Below are 18,387 nucleotides of genomic sequence, written 5' to 3'. Positions count from 1 at the left end.
GCTACCTGCCTCCTTTCCGTTCCAGGTCCTCATCGCCATGCCGCAGCCGGACCGATCTTCGCATGATGCTCCAGCGCGCGTCGCCGCTGCGACCTTCCTCGCGCTGCTCATAGACTTCCAGCAGCAGCTTGACCCCCGCCAGGTTCACCCCCAGCTCCTGGGTCAGGTAGCGGATCAGCCGCACCCGCTCGATGTCCCGGTCGGCATAGAGGCGGATGCGGTTCCGCCGCACCGGGGAGAGCAGCCCCTTCTCCTCGTAGATGCGCAGCGTCCGGGGGTGCACCCCCGCCAGGTCCGCTGCGATGCTGATGACGTAGAGCGGTCGATCCCCCCGGTCCCTCACGCCACAATCCCCGGGGGCGTCCCTTGGCGACGCCTCCGCCCTGGAAGTATAAGTACCTGACATCATTATTGTCAAGAGAGCTGACAACGATATTGTAATATAGCTGCGAGGGCCTTGCCCTCCGTTGCCTCAGGGTGGAGAGTGGGGTACGCTAGGCAGTTGGATTGAGCAGGAGGGGATGAAGAGATCCATGAGCCGTGCACGCGAACAGCTTGGGCCCGCGGAGGCCTCCGGAGAGCGCCATCTGGTCATCCTGGGCGGGGCCTGCGCCGGTTTGACCGCGGCCATCTACGCCGCCCGGGCGAACCTGGCGCCGCTGGTCATCGAGGGCGCGGAGGCAGGGGGGCAGCTTATGTTGACCACCCTGGTGGAGAACTTCCCCGGCTTCCCCGAAGGGATCATGGGCCCCGACCTGATGCAGGCCATGCGTGCACAGGCGCACCGCGTGGGCGCAGAGTTCATCAGTGAAGACGCCGTGGAGGTGGACCTCTCCCGCCGTCCCTTCCGCATCCGCACTCAGAGCGGCCAGGAAGTGCGCGCCCGCGCGCTCATCGTGGCCACCGGGGCCCGGCCGAAAATGCTGGGCCTCCCGGCGGAGGAGCGCTTCCTCGGCCGGGGGGTCTCCACGTGCGCCACCTGCGACGGGTTCTTCTTCCGCAAGCAGGACGTCATGGTGGTGGGCGGCGGCGACAGTGCCATGGAGGAGGCGCTCTACCTGGCCAACCTGGCCCGCTCGGTGACGGTGGTCCACCGGCGGGACCAGCTGCGGGCCAGCAAGATCATGCAGGACCGGGCCTTCCATCACCCCAAGATCGCCTTTATCTGGAACACTGAGGTCGCCGATATCCTGGGCAACGACAGGGTGACGGCGGTGCGCCTGCGCAACCGCATCACCGGGGAGCTCAGCGAGCGCCGCACCGACGGCGTCTTCATTGCCATCGGGCACAGGCCGAACACGGAGATCTTCAAAGGGCAGCTGGCCATGGATGAGCAGGGGTACCTGCTGCGCACCCGCGGGATGATGTCCAGTGTGGAGGGAGTCTTCGTCGCCGGCGAGGTGCACGACCACACCTACCGCCAGGCCCTCACCGCTGCGGCCTTCGGCTGCATGGCCGCCATCGAAGCGGAGCGCTGGCTGCGGGGGGAGGAGACCCGGGGGAGGGCCGAGGCCCGCACAGGGACGGGGGAAAAGGCGAAGACTCCCCCCGCCCCTGAGGCCGGCTGCTAACGCACGCTGGCGCCCAGGGCAGCGTCCACGCGCCGCTTCAGCTCAGCCCTGGGCATATAGCCCACGATTCTCTCCACCAGCTGCCCCCGCTTGAAGATTCCCAGCGTGGGAATGCTCATGATGTTGAACTTCATGGCCAGAGTCTGATTGTCGTCGACGTCCACCTTGGCCACCTTCAGCCGCCCTTCGTACTCCCGGGCCAGCTCCTCAACGATGGGCGCAATCATCCGACATGGGGCGCACCACTCCGCCCAGAAATCCACCAGCACCGGAATCTCCGCCTGCAAGACCTCTCGCTCGAAGGACTGCTCCGTCACATGCACAGGCTGAGACATTCGAACGCGATCCTCCTTGCCGTCTCTGGAATCTCCCCACACTATACTCCCTAACGCCGGCAGCAGCCACCCTATTTCGGGCGCGCCCACCCTCGAGTTCGGACGCGCCCACCCTCGAGGCGCTCCTGCAGCCGGCTCAGGGCATATGCCGCGCCAGCCAGGACGCGCCCAGCAGCGCTACGACCAGTACGCCTCCTACACCCAGGATGAAGGGCCCCAGGCAGCCGCGCCGCTGGCCACGGGGCCCGCGCACGGACAGGCGCGTGGCTGTGCGGAATTCAGCCACGGCCTCACCCAGCCGACCCATCTCCTTGTACAGCGCACCCAGATTCTGGTGCGCCACCCAGTAGTCTGGATCCGCTGCGATCGCCTGGCGGTAGGCGCGCAGCGCATCCTCGCGCCGTCCCTGTTCGCGGTAGACGTTACCCAGGTTGTTGTGGGCCGGAGCACAGCGGGGATCGAGCTGGACGGCGCGCAGCAGGACCTCCTCTGCCTCCGCGTACCGTCCCTGCCTGGCCAGCGCCACGCCCAGCTTGCTCCAGGCGAGGGCGGATGCCGGGTGCAGGGCGACAGCCTCCCGGAGGGCCTGCTCTGCAGCCTTCCACTCCCCTCGCTGCAGGAGCTCCTCGCCGCGCTCCAGGTGGAGACGTGCCTGCGCCTCGTCCACGGCCGCAGGTTTCGCCGGCCGCCCCCGGGCCTCCTGGGGGGCCCGATGCGGGCAGCGGAGAGAGACGGGCACAGCTCCGCCCCGCAGCGCCCCTTGGGGACATAGGGGGGACCGGACACCGCCGGCAGGGAGCTTAGAACGGCATCTCTGCCAGCGCCCCGGCAACCAGCAGGAGGAGCAACAGGCCCCATTTGAGGCTGATAGCCCTACGGTCATCCACAAAGAGCGCCCAGGCGAGAGAGGCCGTTTTCCTCCACTCCTCTGCGCACCGCGGGCGCGACGACCGCCGGACGACTCCCCGTCGTGGAGGCGGCAGGATCAAGTGCGGGGCAGAAGGCCAGGGTGCGATCATCCATGCACCTGCCTGTAGCTGCGCAAGAGCCCCACGACCTTGCCGATGACCTCGAACTCGCCACGGAGGACCGGGAAGGCCGGGTTCTCCGGTGCCAGCACGGGTCTGCCGTTATCCAGGCGCAGACGCTTGACTGTGGCCTCCTCCCCGTAGAGGGCGACCACAATGTCGCCGGGCTCCGCTGCAGGCTGGCAACGCACCACCACCAGATCCCCGTGCATGATGCCCGCACCGACCATGCTGTCGCCGCGCACCGTGAGAAGGAAGCACTCGTCCTGCCAGCCCACCATGCGCCGGGGCACGGGGATCATGTCCTCGACGTGTTCCTCGGCGAGGATGGGCAGGCCGGCCGAAACCCTGCCGACCAGAGGGAGCGACACGACCTCCTCGCCGTCCGGCAGGACGCTGCGCTCAGTGATCTGCAGCACGCGCATACGTTCGCCGTGACGCTTGATGTAGCCCTTGCGCTCCAGCGCATCCAGATGCTGGTGCACCGTAGACGGCGAACGCAGCCCAACGGCCTGCCCGATCTCACGCACCGAGGGGACGATCCCGAAGCGGCGGATGGCGACCGCCAGGCACTCCAGGATCTGCCGTTGCCGGGGGGTGAGTGGCCGGGCCATGCGTTCCTTCATCGCGCTCTTTATAGCGAACATAAGTTCGGCTTGCAAGCTCAGAATGGGCGAACATATGTACGATACCCGAGGCTGGAGGGGACGGGACGCGGGTGATCTCGTGCTTTCGCAGGTTCTCTCAGAAAGGCGCAGCCTCTGCGCCCTCTAGAGGCCAGTGCAGATCGGGCCTGCGAGCGGCCCTCACTTCGTCCAGCCGGGAGACCACCGTGGTGTGCGGGGCCGACCGAACCACCTCGGGGGCGGTGCGGCACTCCTCCGCGATCGCCAGCAGGGCGCGGGCAAAGGCTTCAATGGTTTCCCGGCTCTCCGTCTCGGTGGGCTCGATCATCATTGCCTCGTCCACGATCAGGGGGAAGTAGATGGTGGGGGCGTGGTAGCCGTAGTCCATCAACCGCTTGGCGATGTCCCTGGTGGTCACGCCAAACTCCCGCCTCTGGCGGGTCCCCGCCAGAACGAATTCATGCATGCAGGGCCGGTCGTAGGGGATGTCAAAGGCGGGCCGCAGCAGTGAAAGCAGGTAGTTGGCATTGAGCACGGCAGCCTCGGCGATCTGGCGCAAGAGGGGTCCAAAGGTGCGAATGTAGGTGTATGCGCGGACCAGCACGCCGAAGTTGCCGTAGAAGCTGCGGACCTTACCGATGGACCGGGGACGGTCGTAATCCAGGCGGAAGCGGTCTCCCTCCCGAACTACCACTGGCACCGGCAGGTAGGGCGCCAGGTGGGCCTTCACCGCCACCGGTCCAGCCCCAGGGCCGCCACCGCCGTGCGGCGTGCTGAAGGTCTTGTGCAGGTTCAGGTGCATGACATCAAAACCCTGGTCGCCGGGGCGGGAGATACCCAGGACCGCATTGAAGTTGGCCCCATCCAGATACATCTGCGCTCCACAGCCGTGGATGATCTCCTCAACCTCGGTGATGTGCTCCTCAAACAGACCCAGGGTGTTGGGGTTGGTCAGCATCAGAGCCGCGACCCGCTCATCTGCCACCTGCCGGAGCTCCTCCACATCCATGTTGCCGCGGGCATCACTTCTCACCTGCACGACCTCATAGCCGCACATGGCGGCCGAGGCGGGGTTGGTCCCGTGGGCGGAGTCCGGCACGATTACCCGCGTGCGCGACTCGCCCCGGTCGGCGAAGTGGGCGCGGACCATCAACAAGGCGGTGAGCTCCCCATGCGCACCTGCGGCAGGCTGAAACGTCACCGCATCCATGCCGCAGATTTCCACCAGCATCTCCTCCAGCTCGCTGAGCAGCCGCAGCGCGCCCTGGGCGAGCTCATCTGGCACATAGGGGTGCAGCCGGGCAAATCCGGGAAGGCGGGCCGCGTCCTCATTTACTTTCGGGTTGTACTTCATCGTGCAGGAGCCCAGCGGGTAGAAGCCGACGTCCACGGCGTAGTTGCGCCGGGAGAGTTGGGTGTAGTGGCGTACCAGATCCGGCTCGCTCACCTCAGGCAGAGGAGGGCCCGCAGCACGCAGCTGCTCCGGGGGAAGGACCTCTTCCAGCGGCACCTCCGGGACGTCACTCCGCGGAATTGCCGCGCCCACCCGCCCCGGCGCTCCCCGCTCTACGAGCAAGGGAAAATCACCCTTAGCCACTAGACCATCTCCTCCAGGACGGCCGCCAGACGGTCGATGTCTTCACGGGTCCGGCTCTCGGTCACGCAGACCAGCCAGCTGTCGCCAAGCTCCGGGTAGAAGCGGCGGAGGGGAAGCCCCCCGAGGATCCCCTTGGCCAGCAGCCGGTGATTGATCTCCTCCGGCGGCAGCGGGCAACGGACGACGAACTCGTGAAAGGTGGGAACAGGGAAGGCCACGTCGAATCCGGGGATCCGGCTGATGCACCTGCGCGCGTAGTCAGCCTTGCGCACGCAGACCTCGGCCACCTGACGCATGCCCGTCTTGCCGAGGGCCGCCATGTAGATCGCCGCGGCCAGGGCGTTGAGCGCCTCGTTGGTGCAGATGTTGCTGGTGGCCCGCTCGCGGCGGATGTGCTGTTCACGGGTCTGCAGCGTAAGCACGAATCCGCGCCGCCCCTGCGTGTCGACAGTCTGCCCAACCAACCGCCCGGGCATGCGCCGGACAAAGGCCTGGCGCGTAGCGAGCATCCCGAGGTACGGCCCGCCGAAATTCAGCGGGTTACCCAGCGGTTGCCCCTCCCCGGCCACAATATCAGCGCCCTGCGCACCCGGGGGCTTGAGCAGCCCGTAGGCAACCGGGTCAGCTACCGACACGATGAGCAGAGCCCCCGCCCCGTGTGCCACTTGGGCCAGGTCCTGGACGTGCTCCAACGCACCGAAGAAGTTGGGATGCTGGACGACCAGCGCCGCCGTCTGGCCTGAGAGCGCATCGCTCACGGCATCCAGGGGAGTTATCCCATGCCGGTAAGGGAGGTCCACAACCCGCATGCCGAGATGCCGTGTGTAAGTCCGGATGACCTGACGATACTCCGGGTGTACGGCCGCGGAGACCAGGACTTGGTCCCGCCGCGTCAGGTCCCGGGCCATAACCGTCGCCTCGGCCGTGGCGCTCGCCCCGTCATACATGGAGGCGTTGGCCACCTCCATGCCAGTCAGCGCGCAGAGCATGCTCTGGTACTCGTAGGTCGCCTGAAGCTCCCCCTGCATCATCTCCGCCTGATAAGGCGTATAGGCGGTGTAGAATTCCGCCCGCCCCGCCAGGTGCCAGACCACGCTGGGAATGAAGTGATCGTAGGCTCCGGCACCCAGAAAGCAAGGGTACCGGTCGGCGTCGGCATTGCCCTGGCTCATGGTACGCAGCTCCCGCAGCAACTCGGCGTCGCTGGGAGCCGGCGGCAGGTTCAGGTCACGGAGGAGCCGGACGCTCTGTGGGATATCGCGGAAGAGGTCATCCACACCCTCAACGCCGATAGCCTGCAGCATGTGCGCACGATCCCCGGGGGTGAGAGGAATGTACCGGTGAGGAATCCACTCCCTCGGCGCTGGTCGCTCCACTAAAGGACTCCTGTAATCCTGTACTTCCGCTAGCTATCCCGGCCGTCGCCGATCAGTTGCCGGTAGTCGTGCGCGGTCAACAGCCGATCTAGCTCAGTGAGGTCGGCCGGCTCTACGATCAACATCCAGCCCTCCCCGTACGGGTCCTGATTCACCAGCTCCGGCCGGTCTGCCAGGGCCGCGTTCACCTCGACAACGGTACCGGAAACCGGCGCGTACAGATCGGACACGGCCTTCACCGATTCGATCACGCCAAAGGGCTGGAACTGCCTGAGCACCGTACCTGGCTTCGGCAGCTCAACGAAGACCACGTCGCTCAACCTCTCCGCAGCAAACTGGGTGATACCCACGCGGACCTTCCCGTCCTCAATTTTCGCCCATTCGTGCTCACGTGTATAGCGCAGCTGTTCAGGGTACATCCGCCTCCCCCTACCTCGCAGGCCGCAGCCGGAATATCCCTTGCCCCACTGCACCCCTATCCAGCCCGGTAGAACGGTAGCCGCGTCACGCGCGCCGGCACCCTGCGCCCGCGGATCTCCACCGACACTACCGTTCCCCGAGCCGCCAGGGGCCGTAGGATGTATCCCAGAGCAATGCTCACCCGCAGCGTCGGACTGAATGTCCCGCTCGTCACCCTGCCCACCGGCTGCCCATCGTGAAGGATCACACACCCCGGCCGCGCCACCGCCCGGCCCTCGACCGTCAGGCCCACCAGCCTGCGCTCGGGTCCTCTCTCCCGCTGGGAGATGAGCGCCTCCCGACCAATGAAGTCCCCCTTATCCCACTTCACCGTCCACCCCAGCGGGGCCTCCAGCGGCGAGGTGGTCTCGTCGATGTCGCTGCCATACAGCATGTATCCGGCTTCAAGCCGCAAGGTATCGCGCGCACCCAAGCCAACAGGCACCAAGCCGGCGACGCCGCCTGCATCGAGCAACGCGTGCCAAACGTGGGACGCATCATCCCAGGCAGGGCCGATCTCGAAGCCGTCCTCGCCGGTGTACCCTGTGCGAGAGAGAAAGACCCGTCGCCCCGCTACTTCGGCTTGAGGAAGGACATCAAACGGGTGCATCTCTGCGACCGGTGCGGTTGTCAGCGCACCCAGCACCCGCGCCGCTGCCGGCCCCTGCAGCGCCAACAGCGCCATTTCCCGCGAAATATCACGCACCGTTACCTCCCCCCGGTGTTCTTCAAGCCACGCCAGATCCTTCGCCGTTGTCGCCGCGTTCACCACCAGCAGGTAACGGATCGGGGCCACCCGGAAAACGGTCAGGTCATCCACGATGCCCCCGTGGGGATAGCACATGGGCGTGTAAAGGCCGCGGCCTACCGCAAGCTGCGCGACATCGTTGGTGACCAACCGCTGCAGCAACGGCAGTGCGCCCGGACCCTCCACAAGGATCTCCCCCATGTGGGAGACGTCAAAGAGCCCAACGCGGGAACGCACTGCCCGGTGCTCCTGAATTATCCCGGAGTACTGCACAGGCATCTCCCATCCTGCAAATGGGACCATCCGCGCTCCGAGCCGAAGGTGGGCCGGATACAGTGGTGTACGCTTGAGACCCTCAGGATGGATTCTCGTCACGCTATGGCTCTCCGCGGGTGCCAATGCTGCTGTCACAGGATCCCGGGGCCCGGAACCGCACCCACCCGGGCCCGCATGCCTTAACGCGATGCACTTTCGGAGGGTCCTGGCGCGGATGCCCGCCGCATCCGCTCCCGGGCTTCCCGAAGTAGCGCTACAACCTCCTCGTCAGTGGTCTGCGAGAAGTCCTCGTAGAACTGGCCCACCGCGTAGAAGATCGCTGGCGCATGGAGGCAGACCACGTGATCCGCCTCTGCGCGCAGCCGCTGCAGCCCCTCCGCCGGCGCCACTGGAATGGCGGCGACCACCTGCCGGTATGCCATCCGCCGTACAGCACGCAGAGCAGCGATCATCGTCGACCCAGTGGCGATTCCATCGTCCACGACCAGTGCTGTCCACTGCTGCATTGGAGGGTATTCGTCGCCCCCGCGGTATATCGTCAGCCTCCGGGCTATCTCTTGGCGCTGGTACTGCACCTCTTCCTGCAGGTAAGCATCATCGACGCCAAGGCTCTCGCCCAGGCCTACGTCCAGATAGACTGTCCCGTCATGCGCGACGGCGCCGATCGCCAGCTCCGGATTGTATGGAGACCGCAGCTTGCGTGGCACGATAACGTCCAGAGGGGCGTCCAGCATCTTCGCTACAATAGCCCCAACAACCACGCCACCCCTGGGGATAGCGAGCACGTAGGTACGCTCTCCCCGGAACGGCAGCAAGGCATTGCCGAGCTGCCGCCCTGCCTCCACCCGGTTTCGAAAGATCATCGGCCCCCTCTGCGGGGTCGCTCCGGTACCACTACCCGGCGCATGCAAGATTGAGGGCCTGCGCCATGGCCTCCTGCTCCTCCTCCGACAGCGGGGAACTCGACTTCCCGCGCTGGACGGCCTTGGCGTACCCGCGGCTCCCGTCCCGCCCGTTAAGAACAGTGAGAACAATCCCATTCCGATCGTCGTCAAGTAATGCCAGGCTGAAGCTCATGTGCCCGCCCATGTCCCGGAAGGCATCGTACCGGACGACACCTACATGGCGGACGCAGGACTGGAGGAGCTTCTGGACTTCCGACAGTTGGGACTCAAGGCGCTTGACCTGGCCGGAGATCGCGCGCACACTACCGCGGAGTGCCGCGCCCTCCGCTGCGCTCTGCGAGGCGCCAACCGAGCGGACCACCCGCGACAGACGTGCGACGCAGACGCCCAGGATGACCACACCGGCCGACAGTATTAGATACCCGGCCACCACAAGCACGCCCAGCGTGTCGACGCTGCTGAAGGCCGGCATCTACCCTCTGTGAACCACTGCGGTACTCACTACCGTCTTCCACAACCAGGGACCGACATCCTGCGCCGCGACAACTCCCTGCGGCTTGCGCGTGTTTCCCCCACGCTATCAGTGTCCAGGTCGCAGCTCCCCGCCAAGGCCAAGGTCGCCCGCGATCCGCTGCATCGCCCTCAGGACAGTCTCGATGTGCTCCGCCAACGGTACGCCCAGCTCCTCCGCGCCCCGGATAATGTCGTCGCGGCTGACCGCCCTCGCGAAAGCCTTGTCCTTCATCTTCCGCTGCACGGACCGGACATCGACCTCCGCGAGCGAGCGTCCGGGCTTTACCAGCGCCACCGCTATGATGAAGCCCGTAAGCTCGTCGCAGGCAAAGAGCGCCTTCTCCAATCTCGAACTCCTGGCTACGCCTGAGTAGTCAGCATGGGAGAGGATGGCCCGCGTAATCACCGGGGAAACCCCCATTGCTTCAAGAGCCTCCACCCCACGGAATGGATGGCCAGCCTCGGCGGAGGGAAACCGCTCGTAGTCCAAGTCGTGCAAGAGGGCGACGACTCCCCACAACTCCGGGTCCTCCCCGAACCGCTGTGCGTAGGCCCGCATCGCCGCCTCCACAGACAAGAGGTGCTTGCGGAGGTTAGGGTTGCTAATCCACTCACACACCAGGTTCCACGCCTGAGCTCGGTCCATGAGTACTAGTCAACTGTCTTCGGGCGTTCGCTCCCGCACATCCGCGCCTCTGGTGACAGCCAGCAGTATCGAGACGATCCTGTCGAGATCGGCCGGGGAATAGAACTCGATGAGGACGTGGCCGCGACGCCTCCCCTGTCGGATGGCCACTTTTGTCTGGAGACCTGCGGAGAGTTCGGCTTCGACCGCGGCAACATTGGGATCCACCACGCGGGGGTGTCGCCGGATTCCACGTGAAATATTCCAACGGCGCACGAGTTGCTCGGTCTGCCGGACAGAGAGTTTCCGCCGCTCGACCTCTAGGCACACGTCCTTCACCGCCTGGGGAGCCGCCAAGGCCAGCAGCGCCCGTGCGTGCCCCTCCGTGATCCGCCCTTCGTCGAGACTTTTCTGCACCTCTTCAGGGAGCTGCAGGAGTCGCAAGGTATTCGCGATCGCGGCCTGGCTCTTCCGCAGACGAGCGGCGATCTGGTCCTGGGTCATGCCGAATTCCTGCTGAAGCCGACGGTAGGCCCTCGCTTTCTCCATGGGACGCAGGTCTTCCCGTTGAATGTTCTCGAGAAGGGCTACCTCGAGCGCATCCTGATCGGATAGGTTCCTGACGATTGCAGGCACAACCTGGAGGCCCGCCGCCATCGCCGCGCGCCACCTGCGCTCGCCAGCCACCAGTTCGTAGCCGTCATCGGCAGGGCGGACGACGATCGGCTGCAGTACGCCGCGATCCACGATGGATGCCGCCAGTTCCTCAACATCCTCGGGAGACACCTGACTACGGGGCTGCAGCCGGCTGGGGCGAATCTCGTGGACTGAAAGGTCCCGTACAAGACCCTCGTCGAAAGCCTCTCGGCCAAGCAAGGCTCCCAGACCACGCCCCAGCCCGCGCCTGCGGGCATCAGCCGACATGGCCGGCCAGTGTGGCCGCGTCTCTTCCACGCGTCACGACCTCCTTCGCAAGGTTCACGTACGCGTCCGCTCCGCGCGAGGACGGATCGAATAGGATCATGGGCATTCCGTAACTTGGCGCTTCCGCCAGTCGGATGCTCCGCGGAATGACAGTTTTGTACACCTTGTCCTTGAAGAAACGCCGGACCTCGGCGGCAACTTGCTCAGAGAGACGGGTACGGGCATCGAACATGGTCAGCAGGACGCCGCCGACCTCGAGCGCAGGGTTGAGATACCGCTGCACGAGCGTTATCGACTCGAGAAGCTGGCTCAATCCCTCGAGAGCGTAGTACTCACATTGTATCGGAATAAGCACCTCAGTTGCCGCCGTCAGGGCATTTACGGTCAGAAGCCCCAGAGACGGCGGGCAATCCAGCAGCACGACCTCGTAGCTTGCCGCACCATCCTGGAGGGCCTGCCGGAGCCTCGACTCCCTGGACACCATTGAGACCAATTCCACCTCAGCCCCAGAGAGATGCGAGCTGGAGGGCAAAAGCGAGAGCCCGGGAATCGCAGTTGACACCACGCAGGCCTGGAGGGGCCTCCCCTCGATGATCACGCCGTATGTGGATGTCGCAGCTGAAGGCTTGGGAGTGCCAAGTCCACTCGTAGCGTTAGCCTGGGGATCCAGGTCGCAAACGAGGACAGAGGTCCCGAGGACAGCAAGGCTAGCCCCCAGGTTGACGGCTGTGGTTGACTTCCCGACGCCGCCCTTCTGATTGACAATAGCGATGGTCCGATGCACGGCGCGATACTGCCGACGAACCGGGCTGGTAGCCGGGCTTTCCTTGCTGACTTCGTCGGCAATGCCCTCTCTCCTTCACATTTTCGGCATCGGAGGGCGACTTTTGTGGGGCGAGAGCACAGACAGCCGAGCCCGAGGAGGACATCTGGGACCGGAGAGCCCATGCCCTTAGGCAGCCGGCTGTGCAGGAAACGCTCCGCCCTATTCCACGTGAAATATTGGCAGGCTGGGCCACCCAGCGACACCAGCCCAGCCAAGCTGGCCGAACCGGCCACACCTCGTTGCCCGCCACATCCTACCTATGAGGGTAAGAAAGAGGGGCAGATCGCACTTTCCTGAGAACTACGATGACTCTCCTTGTGCCCTCCAAACCCCGGATTCTCACGTGCTCAATGCCGGCAACCTCCCCACCGAAGGCAGAAATCGCGCCTACAGCTTCCCGGAGCTCGCCCTCCCCCCTGGCACCTTTCGGCAAGACTGCAGTACCCCCGACCCTGAGAAAGGGGAGGCACAGCCCCGCCAGGCGCTTCATTGGTGCGGCAGCCCTGGAGGTGACTACATCGTAGGCTTCATAGTGACCGGCCTGCCGGCAAATCTCCTCTGCCCGTCCGTGCAGAACATCCGCGTCCAGGCCCAGCTCCATGGTCAGAAGCTCGAGAAATGCCACCCGCTTTTCTGAAGCCTCGATGAGGGTCAGACGAATGTCTGGCCTGGCAATGGCGATCGGCACTCCTGGAAACCCTGCACCGGAGCCTACGTCAACAACTCCCAGCCCCGGGGTGTCGGGAATGACCGTCAGGCAGGACAGTGAATCCAGGAAGTGTAGCCTGACAATATCCTCGGGCGACAAGATCCGGGTCAAGCCAAGGCGCCGACCCCAAAGACGAATCGCAGAGGTATATGCCTCGAAGGCATCAATCTGGGCTGGGGTGAGCTCGATCCCGATGGAGGCCGCGCCATCGGCAAGAAGGGATCGGAGTGCGGGAGGAAGCGCGTGAGTCCCCGTCTTACCGTCAGTGTCTACTCGGCCGCCGGTCGCCTGGAGTCCCCGGGCTCCCTGGGATCGGCCGGGGTTGCCGACCCCTCGAGAGTGGTCGAGTCCGGTCGCTCTCCGAGATCGGCATCTCGATCCAAGGGCGCGGTCCTGGAATCTCTGTGAGCCGACCGACTCCGTTCGATCCTCTCCAGGTGTGCTTGGATCTCAGCCTCAAGTTCTTCGTCCACCGGGAGCCCCTCCGGCCGAGCAGGGGTCCCACCCGATCTCTGGCCGAACGGCTTCTTTCCTGGGGACCTCCACACCTTCATCGAGTTGCCTTCGGCCAGCTGGGACCTTCCCCGACGGGCACCTGGGGTTCGGCGCCGGAAGTAGCCCTTTACTCTCAAATTGTTCCCTCGCGAGGCCAGCTCATTCCCGCGGCCCGGCACAGGGCCTACCCCCTGGGGGCGCTGACTCGAGCTCTCTTCTCTGCCCCGACGGGCGGCCCCGTCGGCCTGCCGACCTTCTTCACGGGCATTTCCGCCCTGCAGGGAATCCCCGGATCCTCGCGGCATCACCACGACTCTCCGGAGCCCGCCTTCCCCGCGGCTGGCAGTGATTACAGCTGGATGGTCCTGCAGGGCGAGGTGAATGACGCGCCTGTCCCTGGAATTCATCGGGCTGAGCGACACCTCCCGGCGCATCCGTGCCACGCGCTCGGCCGTCCTGCGCGCCAGGGCTTCAAGCGAGGCTATCCGACGTTCTCGGTAGCCCAGGACGTCCATCTCAATCCGGACCGGCATCCCAAGCCGGCGAGCCGCCACTGCAGCGACCAGGATCTCCACGGCTGCCAGGGTCTGCCCGTGCTTGCCGATCAGGCCGGCAAGTTCGTCGCCGTCGACTGCTACCCGCACGACTCCTGACTCGGCCGAAGTAGTCACGACGGCCTCGAACCCCATCAGGCGGATAATCTCCACTGCGACTTCGCGAACTGCCGGGCCCGGGCCGTCTCCTGCCCCGCGCCGTCGAACCCGAACCCTGGCCTCACGGGCCCCCATGCCCAAGATCCCTCGGCTCCCCTCGTCCAGGACCTCCACTTCGACCTCTTGGCGTGGAAGACCCATCTCGACCAGCGCCGCCGCCACAGCCTCTTCGACAGTCCTCCCGGCCTTCTCCACGCTCACCTTGAGGCGCGCTGGATCCGCGCCACTGCCGCGCAACCCGGCATTCATGGCCTACGAACTCCTCCTCCTCGACCTCTGCACTCTCGCTCTCCGCGATGCCTCCAACCCTGCCGGCGCCGCGGATGGCCGAACGGGGCGACCCACGACAAGGAGGTACTCGACAAGGTACACGACGGTCGACACAATCCAGTACACTGAAAGCCCTACGGGAAAGTTCAGGCTGAACCAGGCGATGAGAAATGGCATGAATATAAACAGCTTGGCCTGCTGGGGGTCACTCACGCTCATCCTCTGCTGGAGGTAGGTCGTCACGCCCACCAGAACAGGGATCAGGATGAGAAGCGGATTCTGAGAGATGATCGCAAAGCTGTTCGGCCTGGCATCCAGCGGAAGGCCGAACAGGGCCTGCCCGGCAAATCTGTCCTTCTCATTCAGCACCTGGAAAAGTGCAATTAGCACAGGAATTTGGACGATGGTGGGAAGACACCCTCCAAATGGATTGACCCCGCTGCTCCGGTATAGGTTCATAATCTCAATGTTGGCCTGCTGAGGATTGTCCTTGTGCTTCCGCCGGAGAACCTCGATCTGCGGTGCCAGCGCCTGCATACGCTTCATCGACTTGAGACTCCACCGAGTAAGGGGGTGAAGGACAACCCGAATGAGCACGGTGAGGAGAACCACACCGATACCGATGTTGCCGGTCCAAGAAGTCAGGATCAACAAAACGGCACCAAGGACGTTCTTTAGCGGACCGAGCATTGAGAGCTCTCCCTAGGGAACGGGATCGTAGCCGCCTGGGTTCAACGGATGACAGCGAAGAATGCGGCGGACCGCCAGGACGGCTCCGCGGCCCGCCCCGTACCGCTGAATCGCCTCAAAGGCATATGCGGAGCAGGATGGGTAGAACCTGCACCTTGGTCCCAAGAACGGCGATACAGCCACCTGGTAGACCCTGATCACAGCAAGTAGGATGGCCCTTGCAACCCTGGCGCCAGTCATCTGCAGACGATATCGACACCTGCGACCGGATCCCTCAAGACCCCCGCCGTTTCCAGCGCCGCCGAAATGGAGGACACCAGCCGGCTAAAGGGGACGTCGGCGGCCGAGGGCCGAGGTACAATAACGATATCAACCCCCTGCCAGAGACGAGGTCTTACGCGACCAAAAGCCTCCCGGATTCTCCGGCGAAGGCGATTCCGCTGCACGGCTCCCCCGATCTTCCGCCCCACAGAGACGCCCAGACGAGCCTCAGATGACGGCCTGGGCAGGACGTAAATAGTAGCCACGGAGAAAGCCAGACGCCTCCCGGCGGCGTAAACGGTCCGGAACTCCTCGCCTCTGGTGAGACTCCTGCCTGCTCGCCTTCCGCCGGGGCGGAATTCCCTCACGGTACCATCCGGCTAGACGGCCACCCTCCGGCGCCCCTTCGCCCTTCGACGCTTGAGCACGCGGCGCCCCCCGCTGGACCACATCCGGGCCAGGAATCCGTGTGTCCTCTGACGACGTCGGACTTTCGGCTGGTAGGTCCTCTTCATTGGACCGCTCTCAAGTCATTGCCAGAAAAACCGGGCCCGAAGCGCCATTAGACTATAGCACAGGACGCCAAAAGCATTCAACCGCTCCGAAATCCCGCGCCGGTCAGTCCCCTGCCGAAGCGAGCCCAGGCTCCTCGCTGTGGACAACGTGTTTATAAGCCGCGGACATTTCCACAGATCCGGCCGGTTCTATCACTGAAGGCCATAAACACCGACTCCCAGAGAACTCAATTCGTATGCCGGAGGGCACGGGAAGTCGCTCCAGGCCCCGCTGTCCACACCCCCATCCACAGATGTGGATAGCGATTCCGGTGACTTCGCCGGAAAATTTGGCATGGATGGGCAACAGGAACGCCTCACGTGAGTGGAGAACCCCTTCTATGCTTCAACGCACCTTTTCCACAGACGCGAAAGGCTCCTGCGCAGCGCGGGACAGTCATGGAAAGATGGCTCTCAGGCACCGTGGGGTAGGAATTCTGGCCGGAGCATGAAATCACGCACACTGTGCGGCTAGCCCCATGCCGATCCGGGAGATCATCCGCAAGCTGATCGAGGAACGCCAGGCGGAGGGCGCACCCGCAGCTGTTGAGGAGCCGGAGGTCCGTCTGGCCATTTACGATTCTCCCCTCACGGCTCCGCGCATCGTCTCCCTCAGCGGAGACGACTTCGAGACGCTGATCGGGGAGCTAGCCGCCCAGACGTACAACTACTCCCACGAGCGAGGAGGACGCATCCCCTTCGTCGTCATTCGGGAAGTCGTGGAGAACCTGATTCACGCCTACTTCCACAACGCCGTGATCACCATCCTCGACGACGGCAACACCATCCGTATCTCCGATCAGGGTCCGGGAATCCGCGACAAGCAGCGCGCGCTGCAACCGGGCTTCACCACCGCCACGCGGGAAATGCGCCGCTACATTCGCGGCGTCGGCTCCGGCCTCCCGGTGGCCAAAGAGCAGCTCGCCTTTCTCGGCGGTACACTGGGCATCGAAGACAATCTCGACCGGGGGACCGTTATTACCCTCTCCCTGTCGCGCCCGCCTGCCCCAGGCGCAGACTCTCCGCCCCGGCGCGACCCGCGCCCGCAGCTCACGCCTCGCCAGAAGAAGGTCCTCCTCCTCATTGGAGAGCTGGGAGCAGCCGGGCCCACAACTATCGCCAAGGAGCTGGATATCAGCCACAGCACCGCCTATAGGGACCTGCGGGTCCTCGAACACCTGAAGCTGGTGCAGGACAAGGGAAGCGGCAAGCGCACGCTGACGGAGGAAGGCATCATCTATCTCGATGAGGTTTTCGCCCCTTGAAGCAGATGCCACCCCACACCCGGGAAGGAGTGGAAACTCCTGCGCAACTACGGTCAGCACCTTTCTCTCGGGAGGATCTCATGTCGGTCGACACCACTTCAGCCCACGAGCTCTGGCAGGTAGCCGTGCGGAGGATCGAGGGACAGCTGAGCAAGCCCAGCCTGGAATCCTTCGTCAAGGTCATGCGGCCCGTCAGTCTGCGAGACGACACCCTGACCTTCGCTGTGCCCAGTCGCTTCGCCAAGGAGTGGGTGGAGTCTCGCTACCTGGATCTGATCCGCGGAGCACTGCGGGCCATCGCGGGGCGCGAACTGGCCATCGCCCTCTCTATTACCGACCCACCCCACGCCCAGCAGCCCATCTCGCGACCGCCCACCGCGCCGCGAACCATAGACGGCCTCACCCTCTCCCCCAAGTTCAGCTTCGAGACGTTCGTCGTAGGCACCGGCAACCGCTTCGCCCACGCCGCCGCGCGCGCCGTGGCCGAAGCGCCTGCCCGGGCCTACAATCCGCTCTTCATCTACGGCGGCGTGGGCCTGGGCAAGACTCACCTCTTACAGGCCATCGGGCACCACGTGCTGGGGCTGGAGGCCCCGTACCACGTGGTCTACGTGAGCGGCGAGAAGTTCACCAATGAGCTTATCAACTCCATCCGGGACGACAGGATGCCAGAATTCCGAAACAAGTATCGCACCGTGGATGTCCTGCTGATCGACGATATCCAGTTCCTGGCTGGGAAGGAGCGAACGCAGGAGGAGTTCTTCCACACCTTTAACACCCTCCACGAGTCTGGCCGGCAGATCATCATTACCAGCGACAAGCCCCCAAGGGAAATCCCTACGCTGGAAGAGCGACTCCGCTCGCGCTTCAGCTGGGGGCTCATCACCGACATCCAGCCCCCCGACCTGGAAACGCGCATCGCCATCCTGCGAAAGAAAGCCGAACTCGAGGGGATCCATATTCCTGACGAAGTAGCTGAGTTCATCGCGGAGCGGATCCAAACTAACATCCGCGAGCTCGAAGGGGCACTGGTCCGCGTGGTTGCCTACGCCACGCTTACCCGCACCGCCATCACCAGGCCCCTGGCAGAAGAGGTCCTCCGCGAACTCCTTCCACCGGCTGCAAGCAGGTACGTCACCATTCACGCTATCCAGCAAATCGTTGCCGAGCATTTCGACATTCGTATAGAGGAGATGCGCGCTAAGCGTCGCACCAAAGCCGTAGCGTTCCCGCGACAAGTAGCGATGTATCTGGCACGCGAGCTCACCGATGCCTCTCTCCCCCACATCGGAAGCGAGTTTGGCGGGCGTGATCACACCACAGTTATGCACGCCTGTGACCGCGTACGCCAAGCCCTGCAACAAGACCCTCATCTAGCTGTTAGGATTAAAGAGATTGTCGACCGGCTGCGGCGTGCGTAAGGCTACTCTTTCGGTGGGGTACGACTCGCTATATGCAATCAACTGAGAACCTCTCAGCTTATCCCTACATTATCCACATTGCTTTGCCGTTGTCTCCCTTTGGTCTACGTAGCTTTTGGTACTTTATACAGAAGTACACACAAGCTATGATTAGTATGAATTTATATCTAGTAACGTAGTAGAGGGTGGAATGTTCATCA

General features: G+C 64.3%; 21 protein-coding genes. 3 read left to right on the top strand and 18 right to left on the bottom strand.

The features are described 5' to 3' along the window. Window position 1 precedes the first annotated feature (1 nt). Window positions 2-343: a MerR family transcriptional regulator gene (locus QN152_06115; GenBank protein ID MDR7539095.1), complete on the bottom strand. Its 342-nt coding sequence runs from the start codon at window positions 341-343 to the stop codon at window positions 2-4. Between the two features lie 190 nt (window positions 344-533). Between QN152_06115 and trxB the strand changes: the two genes are divergently transcribed. After that, on the top strand, window positions 534-1,571 hold the full coding sequence (gene trxB / locus QN152_06110; protein MDR7539094.1) for a thioredoxin-disulfide reductase: 1,038 nt from the start codon (window positions 534-536) through the stop codon (window positions 1,569-1,571). On the opposite strand, the gene trxA is transcribed toward trxB, so the two are convergent. From trxA to rpmH, 17 genes are all read right to left on the bottom strand, one after another. Beyond that, the gene (gene trxA, locus QN152_06105; GenBank protein ID MDR7539093.1) at window positions 1,568-1,906 is read right to left on the bottom strand and encodes a thioredoxin; all 339 of its coding nucleotides are present in this window, start codon (window positions 1,904-1,906) and stop codon (window positions 1,568-1,570) included. The genes trxB and trxA overlap by 4 nt on opposite strands. A 136-nt stretch (window positions 1,907-2,042) precedes the next feature. After that, window positions 2,043-2,645, bottom strand: coding sequence for a tetratricopeptide repeat protein (locus QN152_06100; GenBank protein ID MDR7539092.1), 603 nt, complete (start codon window positions 2,643-2,645; stop codon window positions 2,043-2,045). A gap of 276 nt (window positions 2,646-2,921) precedes the next feature. Beyond that, the gene (lexA, locus tag QN152_06095; protein ID MDR7539091.1) at window positions 2,922-3,548 is read right to left on the bottom strand and encodes a transcriptional repressor LexA; all 627 of its coding nucleotides are present in this window, start codon (window positions 3,546-3,548) and stop codon (window positions 2,922-2,924) included. A 130-nt stretch (window positions 3,549-3,678) separates the two neighbouring features. Continuing rightward, complete coding sequence (gene gcvPB / locus QN152_06090; protein MDR7539090.1) at window positions 3,679-5,157, bottom strand: aminomethyl-transferring glycine dehydrogenase subunit GcvPB; 1,479 nt, start codon at window positions 5,155-5,157, stop codon at window positions 3,679-3,681. Further along, the gene (gene gcvPA / locus QN152_06085; protein MDR7539089.1) at window positions 5,157-6,506 is read right to left on the bottom strand and encodes an aminomethyl-transferring glycine dehydrogenase subunit GcvPA; all 1,350 of its coding nucleotides are present in this window, start codon (window positions 6,504-6,506) and stop codon (window positions 5,157-5,159) included. Before gcvPA ends, gcvPB begins: the two co-directional genes overlap by 1 nt. Window positions 6,507-6,562: 56 nt before the next feature. Then, window positions 6,563-6,952: a glycine cleavage system protein GcvH gene (gene gcvH / locus QN152_06080; GenBank protein MDR7539088.1), complete on the bottom strand. Its 390-nt coding sequence runs from the start codon at window positions 6,950-6,952 to the stop codon at window positions 6,563-6,565. 56 nt (window positions 6,953-7,008) lie between these two features. Further along, entirely contained in the window at window positions 7,009-8,106 is a 1,098-nt protein-coding gene (gcvT, locus tag QN152_06075; protein MDR7539087.1) for a glycine cleavage system aminomethyltransferase GcvT, read from the bottom strand. Between the two features lie 89 nt (window positions 8,107-8,195). Further along, entirely contained in the window at window positions 8,196-8,879 is a 684-nt protein-coding gene (locus tag QN152_06070; protein MDR7539086.1) for a phosphoribosyltransferase family protein, read from the bottom strand. Window positions 8,880-8,910: 31 nt separating this feature from the next. After that, a complete protein-coding gene (locus QN152_06065) occupies window positions 8,911-9,393 on the bottom strand; it encodes a DUF4446 family protein (GenBank protein ID MDR7539085.1) in 483 nt (160 codons plus the stop codon). Window positions 9,394-9,501: 108 nt separating this feature from the next. Further along, window positions 9,502-10,080: an HDIG domain-containing protein gene (locus QN152_06060; GenBank protein MDR7539084.1), complete on the bottom strand. Its 579-nt coding sequence runs from the start codon at window positions 10,078-10,080 to the stop codon at window positions 9,502-9,504. Window positions 10,081-10,089: 9 nt separating this feature from the next. Continuing rightward, window positions 10,090-11,013, bottom strand: coding sequence for a ParB/RepB/Spo0J family partition protein (locus tag QN152_06055; protein MDR7539083.1), 924 nt, complete (start codon window positions 11,011-11,013; stop codon window positions 10,090-10,092). Continuing rightward, window positions 10,973-11,767 (bottom strand): ParA family protein, encoded by a 795-nt coding sequence (locus QN152_06050; GenBank protein ID MDR7539082.1) that lies wholly within the window; start codon window positions 11,765-11,767, stop codon window positions 10,973-10,975. Before QN152_06050 ends, QN152_06055 begins: the two co-directional genes overlap by 41 nt. 295 nt (window positions 11,768-12,062) lie before the next feature. Next, entirely contained in the window at window positions 12,063-12,686 is a 624-nt protein-coding gene (gene rsmG / locus QN152_06045; protein MDR7539081.1) for a 16S rRNA (guanine(527)-N(7))-methyltransferase RsmG, read from the bottom strand. A 101-nt stretch (window positions 12,687-12,787) separates the two neighbouring features. Then, window positions 12,788-13,975 (bottom strand): RNA-binding cell elongation regulator Jag/EloR, encoded by a 1,188-nt coding sequence (gene jag, locus QN152_06040; GenBank protein MDR7539080.1) that lies wholly within the window; start codon window positions 13,973-13,975, stop codon window positions 12,788-12,790. A 3-nt stretch (window positions 13,976-13,978) separates the two neighbouring features. Then, window positions 13,979-14,686, bottom strand: a complete 708-nt coding sequence (locus tag QN152_06035) for a YidC/Oxa1 family membrane protein insertase (protein MDR7539079.1) — start codon at window positions 14,684-14,686, stop codon at window positions 13,979-13,981. Window positions 14,687-14,698: 12 nt separating this feature from the next. Further along, a complete protein-coding gene (gene yidD, locus QN152_06030; protein MDR7539078.1) occupies window positions 14,699-14,926 on the bottom strand; it encodes a membrane protein insertion efficiency factor YidD in 228 nt (75 codons plus the stop codon). A gap of 401 nt (window positions 14,927-15,327) precedes the next feature. Continuing rightward, a complete protein-coding gene (gene rpmH / locus QN152_06025; GenBank protein ID MDR7539077.1) occupies window positions 15,328-15,462 on the bottom strand; it encodes a 50S ribosomal protein L34 in 135 nt (44 codons plus the stop codon). A 518-nt stretch (window positions 15,463-15,980) separates the two neighbouring features. Between rpmH and QN152_06020 the strand changes: the two genes are divergently transcribed. After that, a complete protein-coding gene (locus tag QN152_06020) occupies window positions 15,981-16,766 on the top strand; it encodes an ATP-binding protein (GenBank protein MDR7539076.1) in 786 nt (261 codons plus the stop codon). Window positions 16,767-16,846: 80 nt separating this feature from the next. Continuing rightward, on the top strand, window positions 16,847-18,187 hold the full coding sequence (gene dnaA / locus QN152_06015) for a chromosomal replication initiator protein DnaA (protein ID MDR7539075.1): 1,341 nt from the start codon (window positions 16,847-16,849) through the stop codon (window positions 18,185-18,187). The last annotated feature ends 200 nt before the right edge of the window (window positions 18,188-18,387 follow it).

This window comes from Armatimonadota bacterium, from assembly GCA_031459715.1.
GTDB classification, from domain to species: domain Bacteria; phylum Sysuimicrobiota; class Sysuimicrobiia; order Sysuimicrobiales; family Humicultoraceae; genus Humicultor; species Humicultor tengchongensis.
The sequence above is the reverse complement of the archived record's forward strand: the minus strand, read 5'-3'. Positions and strand labels throughout refer to the sequence as shown.

Coding starts and splice junctions, on each gene's coding strand:
- QN152_06035 (MDR7539079.1), bottom strand. CDS start 14,686: ATGCTCGGTCCGCTAAAGAACGTCCTTGGTGCCGTTTTGTTGATCCTG.
- yidD (MDR7539078.1), bottom strand. CDS start 14,926: ATGACTGGCGCCAGGGTTGCAAGGGCCATCCTACTTGCTGTGATCAGG.
- rpmH (MDR7539077.1), bottom strand. CDS start 15,462: ATGAAGAGGACCTACCAGCCGAAAGTCCGACGTCGTCAGAGGACACAC.
- QN152_06020 (MDR7539076.1), top strand. CDS start 15,981: ATGCCGATCCGGGAGATCATCCGCAAGCTGATCGAGGAACGCCAGGCG.
- QN152_06060 (MDR7539084.1), bottom strand. CDS start 10,080: ATGGACCGAGCTCAGGCGTGGAACCTGGTGTGTGAGTGGATTAGCAAC.
- jag (MDR7539080.1), bottom strand. CDS start 13,975: ATGAATGCCGGGTTGCGCGGCAGTGGCGCGGATCCAGCGCGCCTCAAG.
- QN152_06070 (MDR7539086.1), bottom strand. CDS start 8,879: ATGATCTTTCGAAACCGGGTGGAGGCAGGGCGGCAGCTCGGCAATGCC.
- trxB (MDR7539094.1), top strand. CDS start 534: ATGAGCCGTGCACGCGAACAGCTTGGGCCCGCGGAGGCCTCCGGAGAG.
- lexA (MDR7539091.1), bottom strand. CDS start 3,548: ATGGCCCGGCCACTCACCCCCCGGCAACGGCAGATCCTGGAGTGCCTG.
- dnaA (MDR7539075.1), top strand. CDS start 16,847: ATGTCGGTCGACACCACTTCAGCCCACGAGCTCTGGCAGGTAGCCGTG.
- QN152_06065 (MDR7539085.1), bottom strand. CDS start 9,393: ATGCCGGCCTTCAGCAGCGTCGACACGCTGGGCGTGCTTGTGGTGGCC.
- gcvH (MDR7539088.1), bottom strand. CDS start 6,952: ATGTACCCTGAACAGCTGCGCTATACACGTGAGCACGAATGGGCGAAA.
- trxA (MDR7539093.1), bottom strand. CDS start 1,906: ATGTCTCAGCCTGTGCATGTGACGGAGCAGTCCTTCGAGCGAGAGGTC.